The organism is Planctomycetota bacterium (assembly GCA_016872555.1).
In the GTDB taxonomy this organism is placed as follows: Bacteria; Planctomycetota; Planctomycetia; order Pirellulales; family UBA1268; genus F1-20-MAGs016.
This window is the reverse complement of sequence record VGZO01000004.1, coordinates 62,129-88,069: the sequence shown is the minus strand read 5'-3', so window position 1 is coordinate 88,069 and position 25,941 is coordinate 62,129. Positions and strand designations below refer to the sequence as shown.

The 25,941-nt window shown below is 73.1% G+C and carries 19 protein-coding genes; 7 read left to right on the top strand and 12 right to left on the bottom strand.

Annotated elements, in window-relative coordinates; genetic code table 11:
* Positions 1-40 precede the first annotated feature (40 nt).
* Genes FJ309_02415 through FJ309_02400 form a run of 4 tightly spaced genes read right to left on the bottom strand, consistent with a single transcriptional unit; the run spans position 41 to position 4,374 of the window.
* Positions 41-1,480 carry a hypothetical protein gene (locus tag FJ309_02415; GenBank protein ID MBM3953471.1) on the bottom strand — a complete coding sequence of 480 codons (1,440 nt, stop codon included), beginning with the start codon at positions 1,478-1,480 and terminating at the stop codon, positions 41-43.
* Between the two features lie 40 nt (positions 1,481-1,520).
* On the bottom strand, positions 1,521-2,480 hold the full coding sequence (locus FJ309_02410; protein ID MBM3953470.1) for a hypothetical protein: 960 nt from the start codon (positions 2,478-2,480) through the stop codon (positions 1,521-1,523).
* On the bottom strand, positions 2,477-3,466 hold the full coding sequence (locus tag FJ309_02405; protein ID MBM3953469.1) for a hydroxyproline-2-epimerase: 990 nt from the start codon (positions 3,464-3,466) through the stop codon (positions 2,477-2,479). The genes FJ309_02410 and FJ309_02405 overlap by 4 nt, the downstream gene beginning before the upstream one ends.
* The gene (locus FJ309_02400) at positions 3,463-4,374 is read right to left on the bottom strand and encodes a dihydrodipicolinate synthase family protein (GenBank protein MBM3953468.1); all 912 of its coding nucleotides are present in this window, start codon (positions 4,372-4,374) and stop codon (positions 3,463-3,465) included. The genes FJ309_02405 and FJ309_02400 overlap by 4 nt, the downstream gene beginning before the upstream one ends.
* Positions 4,375-4,454: 80 nt before the next feature.
* Here FJ309_02400 and FJ309_02395 point away from each other — a divergent pair, with 80 nt between their 5' ends.
* From FJ309_02395 to FJ309_02380, 4 genes are all read left to right on the top strand, one after another.
* The gene (locus FJ309_02395; protein MBM3953467.1) at positions 4,455-5,579 is read left to right on the top strand and encodes an FAD-binding oxidoreductase; all 1,125 of its coding nucleotides are present in this window, start codon (positions 4,455-4,457) and stop codon (positions 5,577-5,579) included.
* Between the two features lie 47 nt (positions 5,580-5,626).
* Positions 5,627-7,132 carry an FAD-dependent oxidoreductase gene (locus FJ309_02390; GenBank protein MBM3953466.1) on the top strand — a complete coding sequence of 502 codons (1,506 nt, stop codon included), beginning with the start codon at positions 5,627-5,629 and terminating at the stop codon, positions 7,130-7,132.
* A gap of 103 nt (positions 7,133-7,235) precedes the next feature.
* On the top strand, positions 7,236-8,450 hold the full coding sequence (locus FJ309_02385) for a neuraminidase (sialidase)-like protein (protein ID MBM3953465.1): 1,215 nt from the start codon (positions 7,236-7,238) through the stop codon (positions 8,448-8,450).
* Positions 8,451-8,779: 329 nt separating this feature from the next.
* The gene (locus FJ309_02380) at positions 8,780-9,013 is read left to right on the top strand and encodes a hypothetical protein (protein MBM3953464.1); all 234 of its coding nucleotides are present in this window, start codon (positions 8,780-8,782) and stop codon (positions 9,011-9,013) included.
* Between the two features lie 236 nt (positions 9,014-9,249).
* On the opposite strand, the gene FJ309_02375 is transcribed toward FJ309_02380, so the two are convergent.
* Both FJ309_02375 and FJ309_02370 read right to left on the bottom strand, forming a co-directional pair.
* Complete coding sequence (locus tag FJ309_02375; GenBank protein MBM3953463.1) at positions 9,250-10,662, bottom strand: DUF1501 domain-containing protein; 1,413 nt, start codon at positions 10,660-10,662, stop codon at positions 9,250-9,252.
* 32 nt (positions 10,663-10,694) lie between these two features.
* Positions 10,695-13,529 (bottom strand): DUF1553 domain-containing protein, encoded by a 2,835-nt coding sequence (locus tag FJ309_02370; protein MBM3953462.1) that lies wholly within the window; start codon positions 13,527-13,529, stop codon positions 10,695-10,697.
* A gap of 197 nt (positions 13,530-13,726) precedes the next feature.
* Here FJ309_02370 and FJ309_02365 point away from each other — a divergent pair, with 197 nt between their 5' ends.
* Both FJ309_02365 and FJ309_02360 read left to right on the top strand, forming a co-directional pair.
* Positions 13,727-15,010, top strand: a complete 1,284-nt coding sequence (locus tag FJ309_02365; GenBank protein ID MBM3953461.1) for a Gfo/Idh/MocA family oxidoreductase — start codon at positions 13,727-13,729, stop codon at positions 15,008-15,010.
* Positions 15,011-15,093: 83 nt separating this feature from the next.
* Complete coding sequence (locus FJ309_02360) at positions 15,094-17,244, top strand: DUF3395 domain-containing protein (protein MBM3953460.1); 2,151 nt, start codon at positions 15,094-15,096, stop codon at positions 17,242-17,244.
* Between the two features lie 21 nt (positions 17,245-17,265).
* Here the strand turns inward: FJ309_02360 and FJ309_02355 are convergent, their stop codons facing one another.
* The 3 genes from FJ309_02355 to FJ309_02345 all read right to left on the bottom strand — a co-directional run bounded on the left by FJ309_02355 (position 17,266) and on the right by FJ309_02345 (position 20,613).
* Positions 17,266-18,723: an aldehyde dehydrogenase family protein gene (locus tag FJ309_02355; GenBank protein ID MBM3953459.1), complete on the bottom strand. Its 1,458-nt coding sequence runs from the start codon at positions 18,721-18,723 to the stop codon at positions 17,266-17,268.
* Positions 18,724-18,799: 76 nt separating this feature from the next.
* Entirely contained in the window at positions 18,800-19,888 is a 1,089-nt protein-coding gene (locus FJ309_02350) for a hypothetical protein (protein ID MBM3953458.1), read from the bottom strand.
* Positions 19,889-20,079: 191 nt separating this feature from the next.
* Complete coding sequence (locus tag FJ309_02345) at positions 20,080-20,613, bottom strand: efflux RND transporter permease subunit (protein ID MBM3953457.1); 534 nt, start codon at positions 20,611-20,613, stop codon at positions 20,080-20,082.
* Between the two features lie 234 nt (positions 20,614-20,847).
* On the opposite strand from FJ309_02345, the gene FJ309_02340 reads away from it, so the two are divergent.
* Positions 20,848-22,647, top strand: coding sequence for a Na+:solute symporter (locus FJ309_02340; protein MBM3953456.1), 1,800 nt, complete (start codon positions 20,848-20,850; stop codon positions 22,645-22,647).
* A gap of 39 nt (positions 22,648-22,686) precedes the next feature.
* Here FJ309_02340 and FJ309_02335 read toward each other — a convergent pair whose 3' ends face one another.
* The 3 genes from FJ309_02335 to FJ309_02325 all read right to left on the bottom strand — a co-directional run bounded on the left by FJ309_02335 (position 22,687) and on the right by FJ309_02325 (position 25,830).
* Complete coding sequence (locus FJ309_02335; protein MBM3953455.1) at positions 22,687-24,111, bottom strand: DUF1624 domain-containing protein; 1,425 nt, start codon at positions 24,109-24,111, stop codon at positions 22,687-22,689.
* The gene (locus FJ309_02330) at positions 24,047-24,499 is read right to left on the bottom strand and encodes a DUF4198 domain-containing protein (GenBank protein ID MBM3953454.1); all 453 of its coding nucleotides are present in this window, start codon (positions 24,497-24,499) and stop codon (positions 24,047-24,049) included. The genes FJ309_02335 and FJ309_02330 overlap by 65 nt, the downstream gene beginning before the upstream one ends.
* Before the next feature lie 164 nt (positions 24,500-24,663).
* On the bottom strand, positions 24,664-25,830 hold the full coding sequence (locus FJ309_02325) for a DUF1559 domain-containing protein (GenBank protein MBM3953453.1): 1,167 nt from the start codon (positions 25,828-25,830) through the stop codon (positions 24,664-24,666).
* Between the last annotated feature and the right edge of the window lie 111 nt (positions 25,831-25,941).

The window sequence follows — 25,941 nt, the reverse complement described above, 5'->3', positions numbered from 1 at the left end:
GGCGACGGCCGCGGATCGGCGTGCTCCCCCCAACAGGGCCTCACCCCCCTGCGGTCGAGGGCAGGAGGATGTCGCCTGCCACGAGCACCGGCTCGGGGAGCCGCCGCGGGATCTCGGCGACCCGCATCCCGAACCCCGGCCCGGCGATCGACCCGAGGTCGACGCGCCCGCCGCGGCGCCGGTAGATCCCAGGATGGATCGTGGCCTCGGGGCGCGACGCCTCCGGGCAGAATTGCATGCCGTTGGTCTCCACGCCGGCGAGCGTGCCGGCGTGGGCGGCGAGACGGAGGTGGGGGATCGCGGCGAGCATCGGATTGGTGAGGTCCTGGACCATCACGTCCATGCCGTGCGCGCGGGCGAAAGCGAGCGACAACAGCGCGCCTGTGAACGTCTTGCAGGTCTTGAGGGCGACGCCGTTCCACCCCAGCGCCCGTCCCGCGGCGACGTGCCGCCAGTCGTGGGCGCTCTCGTCGAGGAACAGGCGCGTCCGGGCGCCGAGCGAGTGGACCGGGATCGGGCAGGCCGCCAGGTCGTAGGGGAATGGCTGCTCCACGTACAGCAGCCGCGCGGCGAGCTCCGGCAGGTCGGCCGCCGTCCGGTCGAGGGCGGCGTGGACGTAGGCCGGGTCGGTGACGGTGCAGTTGAAGTCGGCGCAGAAATGGCGGACGCCGTGGGCGAGGCCGATCCGGCCGACGCGGGCGAGGCGCGCCACGTCGTGGTCGAGGTCGTCGCCGCGGAGCTTGACCTTGAGGCATTCCAGCCCATCGCGCGCGATCCAGTCGGCCAGCAGCAGCGGCTCACCGTCGACCGGCTCGTCGCCCGTGAGGTCGGCGGCCTCGAGCGGGTCGAGGCCGCCGACGAGGTGCCAGGCGAGCAGCGTCCGCGGCGGCGCGGCGACGAGGAGGTCGCCGGGATGCCGCCCGGCGTATGCCGGATCGGGGGGCGCGGCCGCGTCGGCACGGAGATACCAGGCGAGGTCGCGCGAGAGGAACTCGGCGGTGAGCGTGGCGAAGGCGTCGCAGCCGTGGAGGATCCCGTAGGCGTCGTGGAGGGCGAGGTCGAGGGGGCTCGAGGCGATCAGCGCCGCCAACTCGGGCACCGGGCCGCCGACGGCAGGCCCCCCGGCGGCCGCGGCGAGGGGATCGAGGCGGGCCGCGCGAAAGTCATGGCCGATCTCGAACGCGTGGCCGCGCGCGGGGAACGCGGCCAGCTCGGCCGCGGCGGCGGTGCACAGCCGGACCATGGCGTCGTGGCGGGCGTCGTACGGCAGCGCCGCCGACGGCCATCCCCACTGGACCGCCAGCGGCGTCTCCCCCCAGCCCACGGCGCTGCGGCCGTCGGTTCCGGTCACCTGGACGGCGACGCGGGCGCAGGTGACCGAGTCGACGACCTGGCCGCCGAACTTCAGCGGCACGCGCATTCGCACCGGCAGCAGGTAGACGGCGGCGCCGGTGACGCGCACGTCGGTCGGTCGGGACATCGCAGGCTCCAGGCACGGGTCGGCGGCGTGCTGCCGCGGGCTACCAGTAGCAGGCGCGCTCGACGCGGTCGGCCGTCGGCGGCCGCTCCTCGGGAAGGGGGCGCGTCCAGGCGTCGGTCCTCAGCCGTCGGATCGCCGGGTCGTCGTCCCAGCGGCCGCCGAGGATGCCGAACATGATCTGCAGGTGGCCGCCGATGTGGACCGCCTGCTTGCCGGCGCGCTTGACGTGTGCCGCCAGCGGCAGGCCGTAGGCCCCGGCGCCGATCAGCGCCACGTCGTACTCGGCCCCGTCGATCCGGGCGCACATCGAGTCGAGCGCCGCGAACCAGTCGGCGAAACCGTGGTCGGCGCCGCCGAGCGACTGGACGGCGGGGAGCGTCTCGAGCGTGAACGCCGGGAGGACGCCGAGCGTGGGGAAGATCCGCTCGCGCCGCGTGTACTGCCGACGGATCGATTCGGCGAACGGATGCACCACCAGCACGCGCCGGCCGGCGAGGCAGCGGCTCCAGGGGGGATCGTGGAGCTCGGGGCGGAGGTCACCGACGGGGATCAGGCGCGCCGCGGGGAGGAGGTGGCGGACGCGCGCCTCCTCGGGGAGCCACGAGCCGAGGAGGTCGATCTCGCGGGCGTCGGCCGCGAGCCGGTCGGCAAAGCGCCCGAGGGCCTCGTCGGTGAGCGGGAAGAATCCCGACCAATCGGCCATGTGGCGGCGGATCCGCGGGCTCCACCGGTCGGTGGCGCGCATCTCGCCGAGGAACACCTTCCAGCGCTTGATCCACACGTTCCGCGGGTCGCGCACGTCCCACACCGAGAGCAGCGCCGCCAATTCGGTGGCGCCGAACCGGCTGATCATGCACGGGGCGGGGCGCGAAAGCAGCTCGGCGATCGCCGCCGCGGCCGCCGGCCCCCGGGCGTCGACCGGCAGGAGGCGGCTCTTCGCCGGCAGCAGCATCCTCCGCGCCGCCGCCACCCACTCGACGACCCTGTCGGGGAGCCTCACGGCACCTGCTCCTGGCGCGGGAGCGCCGGCAGGCCGAGCCGGTAGGGATCGTCGGCGGCGAAGGCGACGACACTCTCGGCCGTGATCCAGGCGCGCCCGGCGACGGTCGGCACGATCGCGCTCCCGTCGCGGCGCACCGAAGCGACGTAGACGCCGCCGAGGATGCTCTCCTGGCGCCACGGCTCGCCGGCGGCGAGCCGGCCGTCTTCGTGGAGGCAGCCGACCAGGGCGCTGGTGCCGGTGCCGCACGGCGAGCGGTCGAAGGCGCCGTCGGGGCAGAGGACGAAATTGCGCGCGTCGTTGGCCGGATCGGCCGGCGGGCCAAGGAGGACGACGTGATCGATCGCCGCGCCGCCGTCGCCGCGGCGGCCCGCCGCCTCCAGCGCGCGGCGGATCGCCCAGGCGCGCGCCGACAGCCGCGGCAGCGCCGCCGGTTCGACCGGTTCGCCGTGGTCGGAGGTGATGAAGAACCACAACCCCGACGTGGCGATGTCGCCGGTCACGGTCCGGCCGTCGGCACACGTCACGGCGACGCCGCGCGCCGTGCGCCGGGCGGGGACGTTCTCGAAGCTCGCGTCGGCACCGCCGTGCCAGGTGACGGCGACGACGCCGGCCGGGGTCTCGAGGAGGAACCGCCCCGGCTCGATCCAGCCGAGGTGCCCGAGCGTGACCGCCAGCCCGATCGTGGCGTGGCCGCACATGTCGAGGGAGCCGACGCGGTTGAAATACACCGCCCCGAACCGGCACGCCGGGTCGGCGGGGGGCACCGGGATCACGCCGACCATCGCCTCGGCGCCGCGTGGATCGCCGACCAGGGCTCGGCGGAGGGGAGCGTGATCGCGGGCGAAGGCGTCGCGCTTCTCGCGCACCGAGCCGCGCGCCGGGAACCACGCGGCCGTCGCCGGATCGACGACCACCCGCGTCGGCTCGCCGAGCGTGTGCGAGTCGACCACGCGGAGGCGCGACGGCGGTGGGGAGGCGTTCATGCGCCGCCGGTCCGCGTCGGCGGGCGGTCGCGGATCGCGCGGCGCACAAGCGCGACCACCTCCTCGCGCTCCGCCCCGTCGAGCGGCCGCCGCGGTGCCCGCACCGCCTCGCCCCCCAGTCCGGTCAGCGCCGCCGCCAGCTTGATGCACTGGACGAGGGTCGGGCGCGTGTCGAGGTGGAGCAGCGGCGTGTACCAGCGGTAGACGGCCCGGGCCTCGTCGAACCGCCCCGCCAACGTCAGATCCCACAGCAGCCGGTTCTCGGCCGGGAAGGCGTTGACCAGCCCCGAGACCCAGCCGCGCGCCCCCAGCACGATGCTCTCGAGCACCAGGTCGTCGACGCCGCAGAGAAGCACGTAGCGGTCGCCGACGAGGTTGGCGATGTCGGTGATCCGCCGCGGGTCGTCGCTCGACTCCTTGACGGCGCGGATCGTCGGCTCGTCGGCCAACTCGGCGATCTGCTCGGGGCGGAGGTCGACGCCGTACGAGACGGGGTTGTTGTAGAGCATCACCGGCAGCCCACTGGCCCGGGCGACGGCGCGGAAGTGGGCGAGGTTCTCCGCGGGGCGCGGCTTGTAGACCATCCCCGGCAGGACCATCAGGCCGTCGGCGCCGAGCCGCTCCGCCTCGGCGGCCCAGCGGCAGGCGGCGCGGGTCGTGTATTCGGCGACGCCGGTCACCACCGGCACCCGCCCGCGCGAGGCTTCGATACCGAGCCGGAGCACCTCGCGCTTCTCGTCGGGATCGAGCGAGGTGCCTTCGCCGACGGTGCCCATCACCACCAGGCCGTGAATCCCGTCGTCGATGAGCCGCTCGAAGTGGAGCTTCGTCGCCGCCGGGTCGAGCCGCTCGTCGGGGTGGAATTCGGTCGTCGCGGCGGCGTAGACGCCGCACCAGTCGATCGGCATGGAAGCGCTCCGCGGGTGGAGGGGATTGTATGCTGCGGCCGCCGCGCGTGGCCCGCGCTGGCGCGGAGCGGGGATCGGCGATGGACGTCGTGATCGTCGGAGCGGGGATCGTCGGCGCCGCCTCGGCGCTCGCCTTGGCCCGCGCCGGCTGCCGGGTGACGGTCGTCGAGGAGCGGTTCCCCGGGGGCGGAGCCACGGCGGCCGGGATGGGCCACGTCGTCGTCATCGACGATTCCCCGGCCCAGATCGCGCTCACCTCGCGGGGCCGGGCGCTGTGGGAATCGCTCGCCCCTCACCTCCCCGCGGCAGCGGAGTATCGGCGGCCGGGCACGGCCTGGGTCGCCGCCGCCGCCGACGAACTGGCCGAGGCTGCCGCCAAGGCCGAGCGCCTCGCGGCGGCCGGGGTAGCGGCCCGGCTCATCGGGCCCGAGGAACTGGCGCACCTCGAGCCGGCGCTCCGCCCCGGCTTGGCCGGGGCGCTCGTCGTGCCGGACGACGCCGTCGTCTATCCGCCTCCCGTGGCGGCGTGGATGGTGGCGGAAGCCGTCGCCGCCGGCGCGCGGCTGCGGCGCGGCGTCGCGGCGACGGCGGTCGAGCCCGGCGGCGTGCTGCGCCTCGCCGACGGCGGCCGCATCGAGGCCGACGCGGTCGTCGTCGCCACCGGCGCCGCCGCCGCGCGGCTCGTGCCCGGTGTGCCGATCCGGCCGCGCAAGGGGCACCTCGTGATCACCGACCGCGCGCCGGGGTTGATCCACCACCAGGTGGTCGAGCTCGGCTATGTGAAGCGCGCCCACGACGTCGGCACCGACTCGGTCGCGTTCAACGTCCAACCGCGCGCGACGGGGCAGGTGCTCGTCGGCTCGTCGCGGCAGATCGACGTCACCTCGCCGGCGGTCGAGCCGAAGCTGCTCGAGACGATGCTCGCGCGCTGCTTCGAATACCTGCCGCGGTTGGCGACGGTACCGGCGATCCGCGTCTGGACCGGGCTGCGGGCGGCGACCCCCGACGGGCTGCCGCTGGTCGGCCCGTGGCCGGCGATCGCCGGCCTCTGGCTGGCGACCGGCCACGAAGGGCTCGGGATCACGACGGCGCCCGCCACCGCCGAAGGGCTGGTCGCCGGACTCCTCGGCCGCGACGCGGTGGTCGATCCGGCACCATGGCTGCCGGCGCGGTTCCTGGCGGTGCCCGTGGAGGCCGCGCGATGAACGGTCCCGCTGACCCGCCGCGCGGCCATCGCGACACGGTGACGCTCATGGTCGACGGCGCGCCTGTCACCGCCGCACGCGGACAGTCGGTTGCGGCGGCGCTGCTGTCGCGCGGCGGCGCGGAGGCGTGGCACGTGCGCACGAGCGTCACCGGCGCGCCGCGCGGGCCGCTGTGCGGGATGGGGGTCTGCTTCGAATGCCGGGCGACGGTCGACGGCCGGGAGTTGGTGCGCACCTGCCAGGAGACGGTCCGCGACGGGATGTGCGTCGACACCGCCGCGCCTGCCGCCGCTCCGCGGGCTTGCCCGGCGCTCCCGGCGGCGCCGCGGCACGGGGTGTGCGACGTGCTCGTCGTCGGGGCCGGCCCGGCAGGGATCGCCGCGGCCAGTGCCGCGGCGACGGCCGGGGCCGACGTGATCGTGATCGACGACAACCCTGCCCCCGGCGGGCAGATCTGGCGCGGCGGCGCGGCTCGGCCGCAGGGCGGGGCACGGTTCTTCCCGGGAACCGCCGTGGTCACGGTGACCCCGTCGGGAGCGATCCAGCTCCAGGACGCCGTCGGGACGCGGCAGGTCGTCGCCCGGCGGATCGTCCTCGCAACTGGTGCCCGCGAGCGCTTCGTCCCGTTTCCGGGCTGGACGCTTCCCGGCGTCGTCGGCGCCGGCGGATTGCAGGCGCTGGTCAAGCAGGGGCTCGACGTCGCCGGGAGGCGCGTCGTCGTCGCCGGCAGCGGGCCGCTCCTGCTGGCGGTGGCCGACGTGGCGGCGCGGAGCGGGGCGCGGCTGGTGGCGATCGCCGAACAGGCCGACCGCGTCCGGCTGGCGGGGTTCGCCGCACGGTTGGTGGCCGACCCGGCCAAGCTCGTCCAGGCCGTCGGGCTCGCGCGCACGACGGCGGCCGTCTACCGGCCGGCAACGTTTCCGGTGGCGGTGCGCGCGGCTGCGGACGGCCTGGTCGTGACGCTGCGGTCCGGGCGCCCGGGGCGGGAGCGCGACCGCGACGTCGCCTGCGACATCCTTGCCTGCGGGTTCGGCCTGGTGCCCAACACCGACGTGGCCCGCGCCCTCGGCTGCGCGATCGGCGCGGATGGCGTGGTGGTCGACGAGTGGCAGCGCACGACCCGGCCGGACGTGTTGGCGGCCGGTGAATGCACGGGGATCGGAGGCGTCGACAAGAGCCTGGTCGAGGGGCGGGTCGCGGGGCTGGTGGCGGTCGGCGCCGGTGCAACGGCCGCGCCGCTCCTCGCCGAGGTGCGTCGCGCCCGGCAGTTCGCCGTGCGACTCCTCGACACCTTCACGCTCGACCCGCGCCTCCGGACGCTAGCCTCGGCCGACACCGTCGTCTGCCGCTGCGAGGACGTGGCCGCGGAACGGCTCCGCGGGTTCACCGCGTGGCGCGAGGCGAAACTGCTGTCGCGCGTCGGCATGGGGCCCTGCCAGGGGCGCGTGTGCGGCACGGCGACGTCCGTGACATGCGGCTTCGCTCCCGACGACGTCCGCCCGCCGCTGGTGCCGGTGCCGACCGGCGCGCTTGCCGACGTCGTGAGCCCCTGAGCGAAGATCCGGTCCGGGAGGCGCGGCCCGGTCACGGTTCCCGCCGGTCCGCTCGCCCGTATGCTGGTCCAGTCGCGCCGTCGCCATCCCCGAGGAAGACCCGATGTTCCGCATCCCCCGTCGTCGAGCGATCTTCTTCGCCGCTGTTCTTGCCCCGGCGCTGGTCGCGACCGCCGCCGCGGGCGACGAGGCAACGCCGGTGCATCGCGCCGAGCTCGTTTTCCCCCCCGACCCGCGCCACAACCACGCTCCCGGGATCGTCGAGTGCCCCGACGGCCAGTTGCTCGTCTCCTGGTACCGCGGCTCGGGGGAGCGGAAAGCCGACGACGTCGCGGTGTACGGCGCCCGCCTCGCGCCGGGAGCGGCGGCGTGGAGCGACCCCTTCCTGATGGCCGACACCCCCGGGTTTCCCGATTGCAACACCTGCCTGTCGATCGACCGTCGCGGCAGGCTGTGGCTGTTCTGGCCGGTGATCGTCGACAACCGCTGGGAGTCGGCGGTCACCCACGCGCGCCGGTCGCGCGACTACCTCGGCGCGGGCAGCCCGGTGTGGGAGTGGCAACAGGCGCTGTGGCTGGCCCCCGCCGACTTCGCCCCCCGCGGCCGCGCGCTGCTTGCCGAGCGGCGCGCCGAGCTGGACGGCGCGAGCCCGAATCTGCGCCGCGCGGCGGAGGAATGGCAGCAGCGCCTCGACGACCGGCTCCTGCAGCGCCTCGGATGGCAGCCGCGCTGCAAGCCGACGACGCTGTCGACGGGTCGGATCGTGCTTCCCTTGTACAGCGACACCTGGTCGGCGGCGCTGATGGCGCTGAGCGACGACGACGGCGCCACCTGGCGGGCCGGCGCGCCGGCGCTCGGCTTCGGCAACATCCAACCGGCGGTCGTCGAGCGCCGCGACGGCACGCTCGTCGCCTACATGCGCGAAAACGGCCCGCTCGAGCGGATCCGAACCGCGGAAAGCGCCGATGGTGGGGAGACATGGGGGCCGGTGGGTGTCGCCGAATTACCCAATCCCGGGTCCGGGCTCGACGCCCTGCGCCTCGCCAGCGGACGGTGGCTGCTGGTGTTCAACGACACGATCGAAGGACGCGGCAGCCTCGCTGTCGCACTGTCCGATGACGAGGGGAAGACATGGCCCCACCGGCGCCATCTGGAGCGCGACCCGGCCGGGTCGTTCCACTATCCCGCGGTGACGCAAGGGCGCGACGGCACGATCCACCTCGTGTACAGCGTGTTCGTGGCGGCTGGAAAGACGATGAAGCACGTCGCGTGCGACGAGGCGTGGATCCTGGTCGGAGACGGTCCCGGCGGCGAATGACCCGGCATCCCCCGGGGGGCGTCCCGTTGCCCCCGTGCCGTCGCCTCCCCCTCAGCTCGTCTGGCACGTGCCGGTCGCCGCCGCCGTCGGATCGACGGTGATGTTCGTCACGTTGCCGGTGATCGTGTTGCCGAGCACGCTCGTGCCGGCCAGCCCGCCCGAGGCGTACAAGCCCTGGTAGGTGCCGGTGACGCGGTTGCCGTCGCCGAGGAGGCCGCCGCCGATCGAAAGGCCGGTGGCACTGCCGAGCCGGAACCCGTACGTCGACAGCCCGGCGCCGTCGATCGAGTTTCCGATCGCGCGTGCCGGTGTAGTCGCCGGAGGCGAACTTGATCCCCGTCATCCCGGCGGCGGTGATCGTGAACCCGCGGACGAGCGAATTGGTCGACGTGCCGTTGAACCGGATCCCCTGCATGCCGGGATTGCGGATCGAGCCGCCCCCCGAGAAGCGGACGTTGCTGACCCCGGCCGCGACATCGATCCCGCCAACCGTCACCAGGCTGCCGGTGAGCGTCACGTCGGCGGCCGCCGAAGCGACCCCGAGGCGGATCGGGCCGGCGTAGGTCTGCGGGGCGCCGGCGGTCGACACGTCGGCGCGGAGGATGATGTCGCCGCCGCGCATCTCCAGGGCGATTCCGGGGAGCGACAGGTTCGCGCCCCCCTCCTGGTCGATCACCGGCAGCAGGCCCGGGTCGCTCCGGCCGACGACGATCCGCGACGCGCCGATGATCGCCACGCGCGACACGGTCAGGTCGCCGTCGATCGTGAGCGTCGAGGGCGCCGGTTCCGCCCCGGCGCTTCAGCCGATCAGCGCGTGGAGGACGCGGCCGTGGACGTCGGTGAGGCGGAAGTCGCGGCCGGCGTAGCGGTAGGTCAGCCGCGTGTGGTCGAGCCCGAGGAGGTGGAGGAGCGTGGCGTGGAGGTCGTGGACACTCACCGGATCGACCGCGGCGCGGAAGCCGAAGTCGTCGGTGGCGCCATGCACGGTGCCTCCCTTGATGCCACCGCCGGCGAGGAACACCGAGAACCCGTAGTGGTTGTGGTCGCGCCCCGCCTTGGCGGCACCGTCGCCGCCGAGCTCGACCGAGGGTGTCCGGCCGAATTCACCGCCGACGAGGACCAGCGTGTCGTCGAGGAGTCCGCGGCGCGCCAGGTCGGTGAGGAATGCGTCGAGGGGACCGTCGAGCTCGCCGCACAGGCGCTGGAGGTTGGCGGCGATCTGTTCGTGGTTGTCCCACGGCTGGCCGGCGCCGTGCCACAGCTGCACGGTGCGGACGCCGCGTTCGAGGAGCCGCCGGGCGACGAGGAATTGCCTCCCGTGGACGGTGTCGCCGTACAGGGCCCGGGTCTCGGCGGTCTCCCGCGACAGGTCGAAGGCCTCGGTCGCCTCGGTCTGCATCCGGAATGCCAGCTCGAACGATCCGATCCTCGCTTCGAGCCGCGGGTCGGCGACATGGCGCGTGGCGTCGAGGCGGCGGAGGAGGTCGAGCTGGCGCCGCTGGATGGCGGCCGAGGCATGGGGGCTGGTGATGTTCTCGATGAGCCGGTCGACGGCGGTGTGGCGCGAGTCGATCGCCGTGCCCTGGAGCGAACCGGGGAGGAATCCGGCCTGCCAGTTGTCGGGCCCCTTCACCGGCAGCCCGCCGGGACAGATCGCGAGGAAGCCGGGGATGTTGCGGTTCTCGGTGCCCAGGCCGTGCAGCAGCCACGACCCGACGCTCGGGCGCGGCTGCACCGAGTCGCCGCAGTTCATCAGCATCAACGACGGCTCGTGGTTGGGGACGTGGGCGAACATCGAGCGGATCACGGCGATCCGGTCGGCGTGCCGCGCGGTCCGCGCCAGCAGGTCGCTGAGCTCCAGCCCGCTGTCGCCGTAGCGCCGAAACGGGAACGGCGCCGGCAGGGCGGTGCCGGTCTTGCGCTCGGTCGTCAGCGACAGCGGGAGCGGCTGCCCGGCATGGCGCGACAGCGCCGGCTTGGGATCGACGAGGTCGACGTGCGATGGCCCGCCGTTGAGGAACACGTGCACCAGGCGCGTGGCACGGGGAGCGAAGTGCGGGGACTTGGGAGCGAGCGGGTCGGTCGTGGAGTCAGGCCCGGCGCCGGCGAGCTCGCCGGCGTCGGCGAGGACGCCGGCGAGGCCGAGCAATCCGATGCCGCAGGCGCCGTGGGCGAGCAGGTCGCGGCGGGTGATCGGGGACACGTCTGGCATGGGCATCGCCATGGTCGGGGCGGGGAAAACCATCAGTCGACGAACATCAATTCATTGGACAACAGCAACGCCTGGACGAGCTGCTCCTCGGGACCGAGCTGGCCGTCTGCCGGGCCGGTGTCGCGGCCGGCCGCGAGAAACTCGGTCGCGGCGGCACGCTCGACGGCGCTCGGGGAGCGCTGGAAGACGAGCTGCCACAGGCCGTCGAGCGATTCGGCCGGTGGCCCGTCGGTGCACAACACCCGCGCCGCCAGCGCCCGGGCCCGCGCCGCGACGAACGGGTGATTCAGCGCGAACAGCGCCTGCTGCGGCACGGTCGTCTCGGGGCGCGACGGGGTGTGGAGGTCGGGATTGGCCATGTCGAACAGGCGAAGGGGAGCCGACAGGTACTGCCGGTCGACGAGGCAGTGGATCGTGCGGTGATGGGGCCCGGCGGCGGCGAACGGGTCGGCCGGCCGGCCGGCCGGGTCGAGCCGCAGCTCGCCCGAGAGTGACAGCCACGTGTCGCGGAACTGTTCGACCGACAGGCGCCTGGGCGCCGCGCGCCACAGCAGCCGGGCGGCCGGATCGATCTGGTGCCCGGGGGCATCGGCAGGCACGGTGCCGGTTTGGCGGAACGTCTCCGAGAGGAGGATCCGCCGCACGAGCCGCTTCGTGCTCCAGCCGTCGTGCACGAGGGCCTCGGCGAGCCAGTCGAGCAGCTCGGGATGGGTCGGTGGGGCGGCGCGCGTGCCGAAGTCACTCGGCGTGTCGACGAGGCCGGCGCCGAACAGGTGGCCCCACACGCGGTTGGCCCAGACCCGCGCGGTCAGCGGGTTGTCAGGGGCGACGATCGCGCGCGCCATCTCCAGCCGCCCGCTGCCGTCGCGGAACGGCGCGCCATCCGGGCCGGCCAGGAGCGAGAGGAAGCGGCGCGGCACCGGCGGTCCCTTGAGGGCGGCATTGCCACGGCGCAGGAGCGGCGCGTCGACGGGCAGGGCGCGGTCGAAGCAGGCCAGCGCGTGGGGGGCGGCCTGCGGTGCGGCGATCAGCCAGGCGTCGACGTCGTTGGACAGTTTCCAGAGTTGGTTGACCGCGTCGCTGGGGAGCAACGTCTCGAGCGCCGCGATCGGCTCGTCGGGGAGCGTGGTCGGCGAACCGGGGCCGAGCAGTGCCTGGCGCAGCGCCTCGGCGGCGGGGTCGTCGAGGGCGACCGGTGGCGGCGCCCCGGCCGCAGTGGCGGCCGCGAGCGCTTCCTCCCAGCGTGTCGCGACCGCGGCGAACATCCGTCCATAGCGGTCGGCGACGTCGCGGCCGTCCCGCGGGGGCGTGGCGAACGCCGCGGCGACCAGGGGGTTGAGGTTCGGGACCGCGTTGCCGGCCCCGGCGACCACCGCCTCGGCCTCGGCCGGGAAGCGCTCGGCGGCGAGCGGGAGCAGCGCGACGAGCAGGCCCCACACCGGGTCCGACGCGATCTCCGGCCGGCCGAGAAACGTCTGCCAGCGCCGTACGACCGCGGGCACGAGGTCGGTGGTGGCGATGATCTGGTCGAACCCCGTCTCCGGGTAGCGGTCGAGGTGGCGCTGGGCGAACAGGTAGTCGGCGATCCGCTCGCGCGCCCGTGCCATCGCCTCGTCGCGGAGCCGGCGCGAGCCCTCCGCCAGCGCCTCCCGGCGGCGCTCGAGCTCGGCGGTCCAGGCCGCTGACGGGGCGCGCGTGTCGGCACGCCTCGGCACCGGCACGAGCCGGTCGACGCTGCTTGCGAACACGCCGAACAGGGCGTAGTAGTCGGCGGTCGGGATCGGGTCGTACTTGTGGTCATGGCAGCGGGCGCAGGCGACGGTGAGGCCGAGGAGGCCGCGGCCGACGACGTCGATCCGATCGTCGACGATGTCGGGGGGAACGCCGAGGAAGCGTCGGCCGGTCGTCAGGTAGCCCAGGGCCGCGAGGTCGGGGCTGCCGGCCGCGACCAACCGGTCGGCGGCGAGCTGCAGTGACACGAACCGGTCGTAGGGGAGATCGGCGGTGCAGGCGTCGATGACCCAGTCGCGATACGCCGGCGCATGGACGAAGAACCGCTCCTCGCGGGCGTAGACGTAGCCTTTGGTGTCGGAGTAACGCGCCACGTCGAGCCACAGCCGTGCCAGGTGCTCGCCGTAGCGCGGTGAGGCGAGCAGGCCGTCGACGAACTTCGGCCAGGCGTCGGGGGAGGGATCGGCGACGAAGGCGGCGACCGCGTCGGGCGTGGGGGGCAGGCCGTGGAGGGCGAACGACGCGCGCCGCGCGAGCGTGCGCCGGTCCGCCGGCGGCGAGCGCGACAGTCCGGCGGAGGCGAGCCGAGCGTCGACGAAGCCGTCGATCGGCGACGGCAGGACGCCAGCGGGGGGAATCGCGAACGCGCGGCGCGGCTGGAAGGCCCAGTGGTCCGTCGCCTTCGCCGCACCGCGCTCGATGTCGCCGGGCCAGGGAGCCCCGGCCGCCAGCCACGTCTCGAGCGCCGCGGCCTCGTCAGGCGTGAGGCGCGGCCCGGCTTCGGGGGGCGGCATGCGCACGGCGTCGTCGGCGTGGCGGATGCGGCGCGATAGCTCGCCGGGGCGGGGTGTGCCGGGAAAGGCGACCGGGCCGCCGTCGCCGCCAGCCACCAGCCCGGACCGCGAATCGAGCCGAAGCGAAGCGAACGACGTGTCGGGGCCGTGGCAGCCGACGCAGCGCTCGAGGAGGAGCGGCCGCACCCGGCGCTCGAACAGATCCTCCGCTGCCCGATCCGAGTCGGTTCCGGCGCCCGGGGGCGTGCCGGGCTCCGCGGCGCCGGCGGCCACGCAGGCCGTCACGACGGCCGCGACGAGCGCCGCCCCCCAGCCCGGCGCGTTACCGACGAAGCGTCGCATCGTCCGATTCCGAAAAGGCCCGTTCTTCAAGGCCACGCTCGATCGCTGCCGCAGTCTATCCGCCGAGGAGACGGGGCCGGTGGCCGGTTTCTCTGGCCATGAAATCGTTTATAGTGCCGCCGGCCGGCGGCGGAGTCGAATCGATCGGCGCCCGCGCCGGGCCTGCTGCACGCGCCATCCGTCCCGAGGAGAGCCCGATGCCCACCCCCCGCAGTCGTCTGGCCCGTCGCCAGTTCATTCGCCGCGGATTAGCCGGCGGTGCGACCGTCGCCGCGCCGTTGGTGATCCCCGGTTCGGCCCTCGGGCTCGACGGCACCGTCCCGCCGAGCGAGCGCGTCGTCGTCGGCGGCATCGGCATCGGCAACCGCGGGACCTATGACCTGGGCTGCTTCTTCGAGCAGAAGGACGTCCAGTTCGCAGCCGTCTGCGACGTCAAGGAGGCCCGCCGGGCCGCGATCAAGAAGATGGCCGACGAGCGCGCCGGCAACGACGCCTGCGCCACCTACCGCGACTTCCGCGAGCTCCTCGACCGCGACGACATCGACGCCGTCCTCATCGCCACCGGACCCAACTGGCACGCCACGATGACGATGTACGCCGCGCGGGCCGGCAAGGACATCTACTGCGAAAAGCCGGTCACCAAGAACATCGAGCAGAGCCTGATCCTCAAGGACACGATCGCCCGCACCGGGCGGATCTTCCAGGCGGGCACCCAGCGGCGCAACCTCCCCCACTTCGCCTTCGCGTGCGAACTGGCCCGCACCGGGCGGCTCGGGAAGATGAAACGCGTCTACGCCCATCCCGCCGGGATGACGGCGATCAGCAGCGGCTGGCTCCCCGCCGAGCCGGAGCCGCCGAAGGAGCAGGTCGACTGGGACATGTACCTCGGCCCGGCGGCATGGCGGCCGTTCAATGCCAAGCAACTCGACGGCTTCAACTTCGAGAAGGGGGGCGGGCTTGTCGGCGGCGGCGTGCTCGAGTGGGGCACCCACTGCGTCGATCTGTGCCAGTGGGCGGTCAACGACCGTCCGCCACCGGTCGAATACAACCCGCCGAAGGACGGCGAGATCGTCGCCCGCTACGACGACGGCGTCGAGCTGATCTTCCGCGAGAAGGGGTGGATCCCGCTCGGTTCCTGCCCGGTGCGCTTCGAGGGTGAGGACGGCTGGGTCGAGGCCGGCGACAGCGGCAAGATGGTCCTCAGTTCGCCGACGCTGCTGGCCGGCCGCGAGGTCGCCGAGATCGGCGGCTACCCGGCGACGTTCCACGTCCGCGACTTCCTCGATTGCGTCAAGTCGCGGCATCAGCCGAAGACCAACGCCGTGGCCGCGTGCAACGCGCACATCGCCTGCCACGCCGCCAACGTGGCGCTGTTCCTCGGCCGCCCCGTGCGATTCGACAACGTCACCAACATGTTCATCGACGACGCCGAGGCCAACCGGCTCCGCTCCGAGGCGCTGCGCGAGCCGTGGCGCCTCTGAGCGCGGTGCGGCGCGACCGCGCCGCACCTGTCCGGGTGTCGTGTTCCGCTTTTCCCGTCCCGCTTCCACCGAGGGTTCCACCGATGGTCGCCCCGTCCCGGTCGTTGCTGTTCGCCGTGATGCTGGCCTTCGCGCTGCCGGCCGTGGCCGGGGCACAGGCCCCCGCCGGCCGCACCGACAAGGAACGCGAGCAGATCGCGATCCTCCGCGTTCCGGCCGCGGCCGACGACGTGGCGGCCGAGGGAAAGAAGGCGCTGGCCTGCAAGATGCTGGCGATCCACGGTTCGGCCGACGCTGTCCCCGATCTCGCGGCGCTGCTGGCCAACGAGCGGCTGTCGTCGTGGGCGCGGATCGCCCTGGAGGCGATTCCCGACCCCGCTGCCGGCGCCGCGCTGCGGGCCGAGGCGGGGAAGCTCTCCGGGCGCCAACTCGTCGGCGTGATCCATTCGCTCGGCGTCCGCCGGGACGCCGCGGCGGTCGAGATACTGGCGGCAAAGCTGGCCGACCGTGATCCCGCCGTCGCCTCGGCCTCCGCGTACGCCCTGGGGATGGTGGGAGACGCCGCGGCGACCGCCGCCCTCCGCAAGGCGCTGCCGCGGGCCGAGGGGAAGGTCCGGTCGGCGATCGCCGAGGCGTGCGTGGTCGCCGCCGACCGGCTCCGCGGCTCGGGTAAGGGGAGTGACGCCGCCGCGATCTACGACGAGATCCGCGCTGCCGACGTGCCGGTCCAACGGAAGCTGGAAGCGATCCGTGGCGCGATCCTCGCGCGCGGCGACGCCGGCGTGGCGCTGTTGGCCGAGCAGCTCCGGGCCGCCGACGAGAAGTATTTCCGGCTCGGGCTCACGGTGGCCCGCGAGCTTCCGGCCGGGGCGACCGACCGGGCGCTGGCCGAGGAGCTGGCGAAGCTGCCACCGGCCCGCGCGGCGCTGGTGGTGACGGCGATGGCCGATCGGCCCGGTTCGACCGACGTCGCGACGCTCGTCAAGGCCGCCGGTGCCGGCCCGAAGGAGATCCGCGTCGCGGCGTTGTCGGCGCTCGGCCAGATCGGCAAGCCGGGGGCGGTCGCGACGCTGCTCGCCGGGGCGACCGACGCCGATGCCGACATCGCCGCCGCGGCCCGGGGGGCTCTCGCGGAGTTGCGGGGCGCCGAGGTCGACGCCGCGATCCGCGACCGGCTGGCGACCGCCGACCCGGGGCTGCTGGCAGTGCTCCTCGGCCTGGTCGGCCAGCGCCGGATCGACGCCGTTCCCGCTGTGATCAATGCCGTCAACCATGCCGATCCCACGGTGCGGACCGCGGCCCTCAAGGCCCTCGGCGAGATCGTCGATGGCGAGCGGCTCGGTGTCCTCGTCGAGCGGACCGTCACGCCGCGCAGCGACGCCGAGGGGGCCGCCGCCCTGGCCGCGCTCAACGCGGCGAGCCTGCGCATGCCCGACCGCGAAGCCTGCGCCGCGCGGCTGGCAGGTGCGCTCGGTTCGGCGCCGGTCGCCGTCCAGGTGAAGCTCCTCGACATCCTCGGCGGGGTCGGGGGCACCAAGGCGCTGCAGACGGTCGCCACCGCCGCGCGGAGCGACAGCGACGAGCTCCGCGACGCCAGCAGCCGGCTGCTTGGCGAGTGGATGACGGCCGACGCCGCCCCGGTGCTCCTCGACCTCACGAAGACCGCCCCCGGCGAGAAGTACCAAAACCGCGCGATGCGCGGCTACATCCGCATCGCCCGGCAGTTCGACCTGCCGCTCGACCAGCGCTTGGAGATGTGCCGCAAGGCGTGGGAGGCGGCGCGCCAGCCGGCCGAGCAGAAGATGGTGCTCGACGTGCTCCGCCGTTATCCCGCGCCGTCGGGCCTCGACATGGCGGTGACCGCCGCGGGGAGCGAGGGGGTGAAGGCCGAGGCCCGGCAGGCGGCGGCGTCGATCGCCCAGAAGCTCGGCGAGCTGCCGGCCGAGGCGTGGAAGAAACTCGAGGGGCTGGGGCTCGTGAAGCGGAAACTGGAGATCCAGAAGGCCGAGTACGGCTCCGGCGAACGGAAGAAGGACGTCACGGAGACGCTGCGGAAGCACGCCGGGAGCACGATCGTGATCGTCCTTCCCGACCCGAGCTTCAACAAGGTGTTCGCCGGCGACCCCGCGCCCGGCGCCGCGAAGCAACTCGTCATCCGCTACCTCCTCGACGGCCGTCCCGCCGAGGTGATCGTCGCCGAGGATCAGCCGATCGAGCTCATCGAGCCGAAGTGAGCGCCACGGCCCCGCGGGGCCTCAGCCACCACTGTCGAACATCACTCCCTGGGCGAGCGGCAGGTCACGCGAGAAGTTGACCGTCACCGTCTGCCGGCGCATGTAGCCCTTCCAGGCGTCGCTGCCACTCTCGCGGCCGCCACCGGTCTCTTTCTCGCCGCCGAACGCGCCGCCGATCTCGGCCCCCGACGGGCCGATGTTGACGTTGGCGATCCCGCAGTCGGATCCGGCCGCCGAGACGAAGCGCTCCGCCTCGCGGAGATCGAGCGTGAAGATGCAGCCCGACAGGCCCTGGGGGACGTCGTTGTGGAGCCGCAGGGCCTCGTCGAAGTCGTCGTACCCGAGCACGTAGAGGAGCGGCGCGAACGTCTCCTCACGGACGATCGCCGACTGCCTTGGCATCCGCACGAGCGCCGGGCGGACGTACACGCCGCCTCCCGGGACGCCGCTCGTCACCCGGCCGCCCCCCAAGACCTCGCCTCCGTCGGCGCGCGCCTGGTCGAGGGCCCGCTCCATCGCCACCGCCGCGGCCTCGTCGACGAGCGGGCCGAGGAGCGTGGCCGGGTCGCGCGGGTCGCCGATCGGGATCGAGGCGTAGGCCCTCCGCAGGCGCTCGAGGAGCGGCGCCGCCACCGACCGGTGGACGATCAGCCGCCGCAGCGACGTGCAGCGCTGCCCGGCCGTGCCGATCGCCGAGAACACGATCGCGCGGACCGCGAGGTCGAGGTCGGCGGAGGGGCAGACGATCATCGCGGCGTTGCCCCCCAACTCGAGCAGCACCCGGCCGAACCGGGCGGCGACCAGCGGCGCGACGGCCCGGCCCATCCGCGTCGAGCCGGTCGCCGAGACCAGCGCCACGCCGCCGTCGGCCGCCAGCGCCATCCCCTGCTCGGGTCCGCCGTTGACGAGCTGCACGAGGTCCGGCGGGGCGTCGGCCCCGAACCGGTCCAGCACCCTTGCGAGGATCGCGAGCGCGGCGGCCGCCGTCAGCGGAGCCTTCTCCGACGGCTTCCAGATCACCGGGTCGCCACAGACCAGCGCCAGGGCGGCGTTCCAGCACCACACCGCGACCGGGAAGTTGAACGCCGAGATCACGGCGCAGGGGCCGAGCGGGTGCCAGCTCTCCGCCATCCGGTGGCCGGGGCGCTCGGAGGCGATCGACAGCCCGTGGAGCTGGCGCGAGAGACCGACGGCGAAGTCGCAGACGTCGATCATCTCCTGGACCTCCCCCTCGGCCTCGGCGCCGATCTTGCCGACCTCGAGCGTGACGAGGGCGGCGAGCCGGCGCTTCTCGGCGCGCAGCTCCGTGCCGAACAGGCGCACCAATTCGCCGCGGCGCGGGGCGGGCACGTCGCGCCACCGCGTGAAGGCTGCCCCGGCGGCGGCGACGACGGCGGCGATCGCCTCCGGCGGGGTGACGGCGACGGAGCCCAGCACGGCGCCGTCGATCGGCGAGACGCTCGTCAGTTCGGCGGCCATGGCGGAACCTCCCCGGGCCCGGTGCGGGCGCCGTGGCGCGACAGTATGGCAGCCGCGGCAGTCGGCGCGCCGGGCGTCAGTCGGCGTCGCCCCGCGCCTCCGGGCGGGCCACCGTTTCGACCGCGGTGGCGGGCTCCTCGATCGAGCCGGCGACGGGCGGCCGCCCGAGGGCATGTTCGAGGCGGAACTGGGCGACGTTGTAGTCGATGACGGCGTCGAGGTATTCGGTCCGGGCCTGGGCCAGCGCCTGGATCGGCTGGAGCACCTCGATGGGACGCGTCGCCGCGACGGGCAGTCCTGCCGCGCGGCGGATCGTCGCGAGATTGAGGTTCACCGAGCGGACCGCCGCGGCGGTCGTTTCTTTCATCCGCTCCAGCTGCCGGCGCGCGGCAATCCGCGCCTTCTCGGCCTGGACGACCTCGGCGGCGACGCGGTCCTGGACCTTGAGGAAGCCGAGATCGGCCACCCGTCGTTCGGCACCGCGCCGCTCGCGGATCGCGCGGTCGGTGAACCCGAGGTTTGCCGTCTCCCAGTAGAGATTGACGTCGGCGTCGCTGTGCGAGGCGAAGTCGCCGAGGAACTCGTCGCGGCCACCGCCGAAGCCGCCGCCGGAGTAGCGGAAGGCGCCGCTGGGCACGAACGGCCGCAGCCGGGCCTGGCGGAGGCGGCGGTCGCGTTCGGCGAGGCTGCGCTGGTGATCCCCCTCCAGTCCGGCGCCGGCGCGCACGAAGGCGTCGGTCACCGCGACGAGCTCGGCGGCGTTGGCAGCCGCCTCACGGGCGATCGCCAACCGGCCGGCGGCACGCTGCAGTTCCATGTACGACTCCGCGGTGCCGAGCAGCGCGTCGTTGGCGGCGGTGCGGATCCCCGCCCGGCGGGCATCGACGATCTGCCGGGCCGCGAGCGGCAGGAAGATGGCGTCGGAGATCCGCAGGACGGTCGTCAGGCCGGTGACCGGTGCCGGCCCGCCGGCGGGCACGGGACCGGTGATGCTCGATCCCCCGGCCGCCGTCGCCCCGAGGAACAGCGAGCTCTTGCTGATCGTCCGCACCGGCCCCTCGACGACTTGGGCCTGGCCGTCGTGGCGGATCCAGTTCGGGCCGATGAAGATGCTCGGCAGCCACAGGGCGCGGGCGTGCTGCAGGTCGGCGGCCGCCGCGGCCATCCGCGCCCGGGCGATGGCGACGTCGAGATCGCGGGCGCCGCCGCGACCGGGCCGACTCCCAAGGGGGTGAAGGTCGACCTCCGCGGCCAGTTGGCACCGCTCGACGAGATCGTCCGGGGGTGTCGATCGGGTTGGTGGCGGCCGTCGTGGTCATCCTCCTGGTGCTCACCGCCGCCTTCCAGTCGCCGCGGCTAAAGCTGATCGCGGTGTCGGGCGCGCCGGTCGTCATCGTCGGCGTGGCGGTCGCGCTGCGGATCACGGGCACGACGCTCAACCTCCAGTCTTTCATGGGAGCGATCATGGCCCTGGGAGACCGGCACGCTGCCGCCGTCGAACCGGGTGATGAACGGCGACACCGTGCCCGGCGGCATGAACGCCCGGGCGCGGGTCACGTAGCCGATCGTCTCCGCCATCGCCTGCGCCATGTCGGTGCCGGGATGGAAAACGAGCTTCATGATCGCCATTCCCTGCACCGAGCGGCTCTCCACGTGGTGGATGCCGCCGATGTAGAGGAAGTGGTACTCGTAGTAGTTGGTGAGCAGTCCCTCCATCTGCGCCGGGTCCATGCCGCCGTAGGGCTGGCAGACGTAGACCACCGGGGCGTCGAGGTTGGGAAACACGTCGATCCGCATCCGCCGGACCGCGACGCCGGCGAGAAGCAGCAGCGCGACGACGCCGACGACGACCGTCCAGGGGCGCCGCAGGGCGGCGTCGATCGGATTCATACGTTCTGCGACGCTCCGCGGGGGCGGCGGGCCGCCGACGATTGGACCGGCCCGCAGGGCACGGGCTGACGGTGCCGACCCTCACCCGGCCCGCGTCGGCGCCGATCAACGGCCCGTGGAGCGAACCTCGCCGGGGCTGGTAGTCTACCGACGACGACCTGCCGGGCGGCGTGGGGCACGGGCGGGATCGTCGCTTTCCGCACGAACCCGACGGCCCGCGCACGGACCAGCCCCATGCGCCTGCAACCGCTCGACTGGGTCGTGGTCGGGAGCTTCCTCGCCTTCACGCTCGCGGTCGGGATGGCCGTCGCCCGCCGCGCCGGACGCTCGTCGGCCGACTTCTTCCTCTCCGGGCGCACCCAGCCGTGGTGGCTGCTGGGGACGTCGATGGTGGCGACGACGTTCGCCGCCGACACGCCCCTGCTCGTGACGAGCATCGTCCGCGAGCAGGGGGTGGCGGGGAACTGGGTGTGGTGGGCGTTCCTCCTCACCGGGATGGTCACCGCCGCGGTCTACGCCAAGCTGTGGCGCCGTACCGGGGTGGTGACCGACGTCGAGTTCTACGAGCTGCGCTACGGCGGCCCGCCGGCGGCGTTCCTCCGCGGGTTCCGCGCCGTCTACCTGGGCCTGGTGTTCAACGTTCTGGTGATGGCCAACGTGACGCTCGCCGCGGTGAAGATCGGCAGCGTGATGTTCGGGTTCTCGGCGGTCGAGACGATCCTCTTCGCCACGGTGGCGACCGTCGTGTTCAGCGCCGCCGGCGGGCTGACGAGCGTGCTGGTGACCGATTTCGTGCTGTTCATCGTCGCCATGTTCGGTAGCGTGGCCGCCGCGGTGGTCGCCCTCGGGGTGCCCGAGGTGGGGGGCATCACCGGGCTGATGAGCCACCCGGTGGTCCGCGACAAGGCCGGGATGTGGCCGGCGCTCGACTTCTCCACCACCGCGGGCCGCGACCTGGCGATGACGATCTTCATCATCCCGCTGGCCGTGCAGTGGTGGGCAGCGTGGTATCCGGGGGCGGAGCCGGGGGGGGGCGGATACGTCGCCCAGCGGATGCTCGCCGCCCGCGACGAGCGCCATGCCACGGGCGCGACGCTACTGTTCAACTTCGCCCACTACGCGCTGCGTCCCTGGCCGTGGATCCTCGTCGCCCTCGCGTCGCTGGTGCTATACCCCGACGAGGCAGCGCTCCGTGCGGCGCTGCCCGCGGTCGACGCCGCGCTGGTCCGCGACGACCTCGCCTACCCGGCGATGCTCACTCGCTTGCCCGCCGGGCTTCTCGGGCTGGTCGCCGCGTCGCTGGCGGCCGCTTACATGTCGACGATCTCGACGCAGCTCAACTGGGGAGCGTCGTACGTCGCCAACGACATCTGGCTGCGCTTCGTCAGGCCCGGGGCCCCGGAGCGCGAGCTGGTGGCGGTGGGGCGCGTGATGACGGTGGTGCTGATGGCGCTGGCCGCGTTCATCGCGCTCCAATTGGAGAGCGTCTACGAGGGATTCAAGGTGCTCCTCACGGTCGGGGCGGGCACGGGGTTGATCTACATCCTCCGCTGGTTCTGGTGGCGCGTGAACGCCAGCGCCGAGATCGTGGCGATGGCGGTGTCGTTCGCGCTGGCCGCCGGGTTCTTCGTCGCGGGAAAGACGCCGGGGGTGGTGGTGCCTGCCGAATGGCAGCAGTTCCTCTGGATCGTCGGCGTCACGACCGTCGCCTGGCTGGCGGCGGCGCTGTTCGGCCCTGCCGAGTCGCAGGCGACGCTCGAGCGGTTCGTCGAGCGCGCCCGGCCGGGAGGGCCGGGCTGGAGGGCGGTGATCGATCGAGCCCATGCGGCCGGGCGGCTCACCGCCCTCGACGCCCGCTGGAAACTCCCGGTGGAGTTGGTGTTCGCCGTCGCCGGCTGCGTGGCGATCTACGGGGGCCTGTTCGCCACCGGCTATCTGATCTATGGCGACTCCCGCGGCTTGGCCATGGCGCTCGCCGCCACGGCCGTGGGGATCCTCGTCGCCGGGCTGACGTTCCGCCGCGCCGTGGGATGAGGCTGCCGGCGTGCGGGCCAAGGTCGCGCGGACCTCGGGCTACACGCGGAGGTAGACGCCGTCCTTCTCGAAGTGACGGATGAACAGCCAGGTGATCCAGCCGAAGACGAGCAGCGACGCGGTCACGTACCAGCCCGGCGAGTCGTTGGGCACGAATCCCTTGACCGCGGTGCCGACCATGTCGTGGAGCACGTAGGCGAGGATCGCGTTGGTACCGAACGTCGTGAACAGCGGAAGCTGCCGGCCGCCGCGGTCGCAGGCGAGGTGGAACAGGACGTACACCGCGAGCGAGAACCCGGCCGAGAACACGAGATACGACAGCGACCCGGCGCGCTGGCTCATCATCCAGTAGTTTCCCTGACGCTGTGTCTTCGGCGGCGGCGGGACGAACGGAGCCTCGGCGAGCCACGCCCCGACGCCGGCCGCCGTGGCCCGCTTGGCCGCCATCCGCTCCGCGGTCGGGATCACCCCGTCCGACGCCAGTGGCGTGACGGCGGCGGTCGTGGTCGCCGGCACGTCGTAGGCGCGCGTACCGCACGACAGCCCCCAGCCGAGCGCCATCAGCGAGGCCGCCGAGAGGACGATCCGGCCGAGGGGCACCGGCCGCCCGTCCGCCGCGGCGGATCGCGGGGCGAACTCGTCGCAGGCCAGCGTGCCGACGATCGCCGGGATCGTCCAGGTGAGGAAGCCGAGCGGGCCGCCGTCGATCCCGGCCGGCGGCGCGTTGACCCAGGTGAAGTTGAACCACCACGACAGGATCACGTGGGCCGTGGCCGAGGCCACCATCCAGGCGATCCGCACGCCGGCGGTGGCGCGGACCACGGGGAGAATCCACAGCGACGTCACCGCGATGTGCATCAGCGTCTGGAACCAGGTCCGCTTGAGCGGCTCGCCGATCGCGCCCCAGAACCCGAGCTTGGACAACTGCTCCCACGAGGGCGCCCGGCTCCCGACGGTGTAGACCACCAGCGACACGAGCACGAGGCCGAGGAGGCGGCGCACCACCCGGCCATAGGCGGCGCTTCCCTCGCGCTCGAAGCGCCGCCCGAACGTGAGCCGCATCGCGAACCCGACCGCGAACAGGAACTGCGGCATGATCGTGTCGGCATAGCTGCAGTAGTCGTGCGTGTGGCGGAGGATCCGCGGGCAGGCAGCGAACCCGCCGAGGTAGTTGACGAGCATCATCCCCACGACCGTGTAACCGCGGAATTGGTCGAGGGCGGCAAGACGCGGCCGCGAGGTGGCGTTCCGGGTGTCGCTCATGGCACGGGCTTCCCCGGGGATGCGATGGGGCGGTGGCCCGAACCGACCGGTCCCAACGACGGGGATCGTAGCGTCGGCCGGGCGGTGGCGTCGAACCCACCGCCGGGGCCGAGGGTCGCCGAGCCGATCGGAAGCGTCAGCGCTTCTTCTTCCGCGGGTCGACCGTGAATTCGATCTGGTTGACCTCGCCGGCCTTGACATCGGCGGTCAGCGGCGACGTGCTGACGTCGTAGTACTTGGAGTCGATCCGCGGCAGTTTGCCATTCGAGTTGTCGATCCACACGCCGCTCTCGCTGAGTTTGTCATCCTTGGTCGGCCAGAGGTCGAGGAGCACGACCTTGTGCGCCCCGACGATCGCACCCTTGGGCGCCTTCGGCACGTCGAGGGTGAGCGTGAACTGCCCCGAGTCGTCGGTCTGTCCCGTTGACCGCGGTCCATTCGCCGAGAGGAACTCGACCCGGACCATCTCGAGCGGAGTGCCGTCGAGAGTGACTTTGCCCGTGACCTCGGCGACCTTGTAGCTCGGGCCGCAGCCCGACGCACCGATGAGAGCGACCGCCAGGGCGGCACGAACGGCTGCACGCGTCATCGTCGGGACTGACTCCAGAAGGATCACGATCACACGGTGCTGCTCGCGGCCCGACGCCGTCGCTCCGACACGGGCTCGCGACGGCCCCCTATCCCGGAGGCGAAACCGATCCCCCGGGACCGGCGCTGCCGGTCCCGGGGAACACGACGGACGTGACTCGCGGCTCAGTCGCTGGCGTTCGACTCACCGCCGGCACGCGAGCCGAGGGCGATGAACGTCGCCTGGTCGAGCGACTCGGAGAGGAACCGCACGGATCCGTCGGCGAACGCGAACACGGCCCCTCCGGGATGCTGGCTGCCGAAGGCGTTGATCCGATCGTCGTAGCGGATCGGAGTCCGGTACTCGACGCAGTCGCGGATCCGCATGTTGATCGGCACCCCAGTCCCGAGGAACGCGTTCCCCTCGGCGCCGAACCAGACCCAGTTCCAATTCGCCATCTTCGTGGTCGACCAGCCGGTCTCGGGGCCGCAGCGGTCGAAGACCGGGTCGTAATTGCTGCGCTCGCCCATCAGGATCGTCCGGCTGGTACCGTCGGAGATCTCCGCCAGTCTTCGCGCGACGTTGCGGGTGAAGATGCCGTCGCTGGCTGCCTGCTGCGCGGAGGTCGCGCTTCCCGGCGGCCGCGGGTGGTCCGTCCCGGGGCCGAGCGGATTCCACAGCGACGGGAGCGTGTTGCTGAAGCCGGGATACCCGCGCCGACCGGCGCAGGCGAAATAGTCTGCCCGGGCGTAGACGCCGTTACCGGTGGTGCTGTGGCTTTCGTTCCATTCCGGCCCGACGTTCGATGGGCAGCGGAGGATCGCCGCCAACCGCTGACCGACGGCCGCGGTGCCGTTGGTGGGATTCATCGTCGTGCCGTCACCACCGAACATCGTGTTGGAACGCTGGTTGTTGCTGAACACGAGTTGGTCCCACGCCCGGTGGAAGGCGACTTCCTCGACGTACGGAAGCAGTTGGAAGAGAAGCGCATACCGCCGGTCCCAGGTCGGTGCGCCCCGATCCCATTCGGGGTGGCCCCAGCCCGTTCCGTCACGCCGCAACATGCCGAACGGCAGCTTCTTGAACGAATCGAGGTGGTTGTGATTGGCAACCGCCCACTGCTTGAGGTGGTTGGTGCACTGTGATCGCCGGGCGGCCTCGCGCGCCGCCTGGACCGCCGGGAGCAACAGGCCGACGAGCGTGCCGATGATCGCGATCACGACGAGGAGCTCGACGAGGGTGAAGCCCCGCCGCACGCCCCTGACCGAACCGGAATCCGAGTACTTCATGATGATGTCCTCCGCCTCGAGGAATTGACCGAAATGACACGTCGGGGGAAGCGAGAGAATCACGCGGAAGACGTCCGGGACCGGCACGCCAGTCGCGAAATCCCCTAGACCCCAACTAAGTTTCTAAGTTACAGAAGCCCCGGGAAAGAAGCCTTCCATGTAATTCCTTGGTCA

Bases quoted from the DNA above. Each gene is read 5' to 3' on its own strand.
- FJ309_02330 (MBM3953454.1), bottom strand. From the start codon at position 24,499: ATGACGCGTGCAGCCGTTCGTGCCGCCCTGGCGGTCGCTCTCATCGGT.
- FJ309_02345 (MBM3953457.1), bottom strand. From the start codon at position 20,613: ATGAATCCGATCGACGCCGCCCTGCGGCGCCCCTGGACGGTCGTCGTC.
- FJ309_02375 (MBM3953463.1), bottom strand. From the start codon at position 10,662: ATGCCAGACGTGTCCCCGATCACCCGCCGCGACCTGCTCGCCCACGGC.
- FJ309_02400 (MBM3953468.1), bottom strand. From the start codon at position 4,374: ATGCCGATCGACTGGTGCGGCGTCTACGCCGCCGCGACGACCGAATTC.
- FJ309_02395 (MBM3953467.1), top strand. From the start codon at position 4,455: ATGGACGTCGTGATCGTCGGAGCGGGGATCGTCGGCGCCGCCTCGGCG.
- FJ309_02350 (MBM3953458.1), bottom strand. From the start codon at position 19,888: ATGGCCGCGGCGGCCGCCGACCTGCAGCACGCCCGCGCCCTGTGGCTG.
- FJ309_02390 (MBM3953466.1), top strand. From the start codon at position 5,627: ATGGTCGACGGCGCGCCTGTCACCGCCGCACGCGGACAGTCGGTTGCG.
- FJ309_02405 (MBM3953469.1), bottom strand. From the start codon at position 3,466: ATGAACGCCTCCCCACCGCCGTCGCGCCTCCGCGTGGTCGACTCGCAC.
- FJ309_02340 (MBM3953456.1), top strand. From the start codon at position 20,848: ATGCGCCTGCAACCGCTCGACTGGGTCGTGGTCGGGAGCTTCCTCGCC.
- FJ309_02385 (MBM3953465.1), top strand. From the start codon at position 7,236: ATGTTCCGCATCCCCCGTCGTCGAGCGATCTTCTTCGCCGCTGTTCTT.
- FJ309_02370 (MBM3953462.1), bottom strand. From the start codon at position 13,529: ATGCGACGCTTCGTCGGTAACGCGCCGGGCTGGGGGGCGGCGCTCGTC.
- FJ309_02355 (MBM3953459.1), bottom strand. From the start codon at position 18,723: ATGGCCGCCGAACTGACGAGCGTCTCGCCGATCGACGGCGCCGTGCTG.
- FJ309_02365 (MBM3953461.1), top strand. From the start codon at position 13,727: ATGCCCACCCCCCGCAGTCGTCTGGCCCGTCGCCAGTTCATTCGCCGC.
- FJ309_02415 (MBM3953471.1), bottom strand. From the start codon at position 1,480: ATGTCCCGACCGACCGACGTGCGCGTCACCGGCGCCGCCGTCTACCTG.
- FJ309_02360 (MBM3953460.1), top strand. From the start codon at position 15,094: ATGGTCGCCCCGTCCCGGTCGTTGCTGTTCGCCGTGATGCTGGCCTTC.
- FJ309_02335 (MBM3953455.1), bottom strand. From the start codon at position 24,111: ATGTCAAGGCCGGCGAGGTCAACCAGATCGAATTCACGGTCGACCCGC.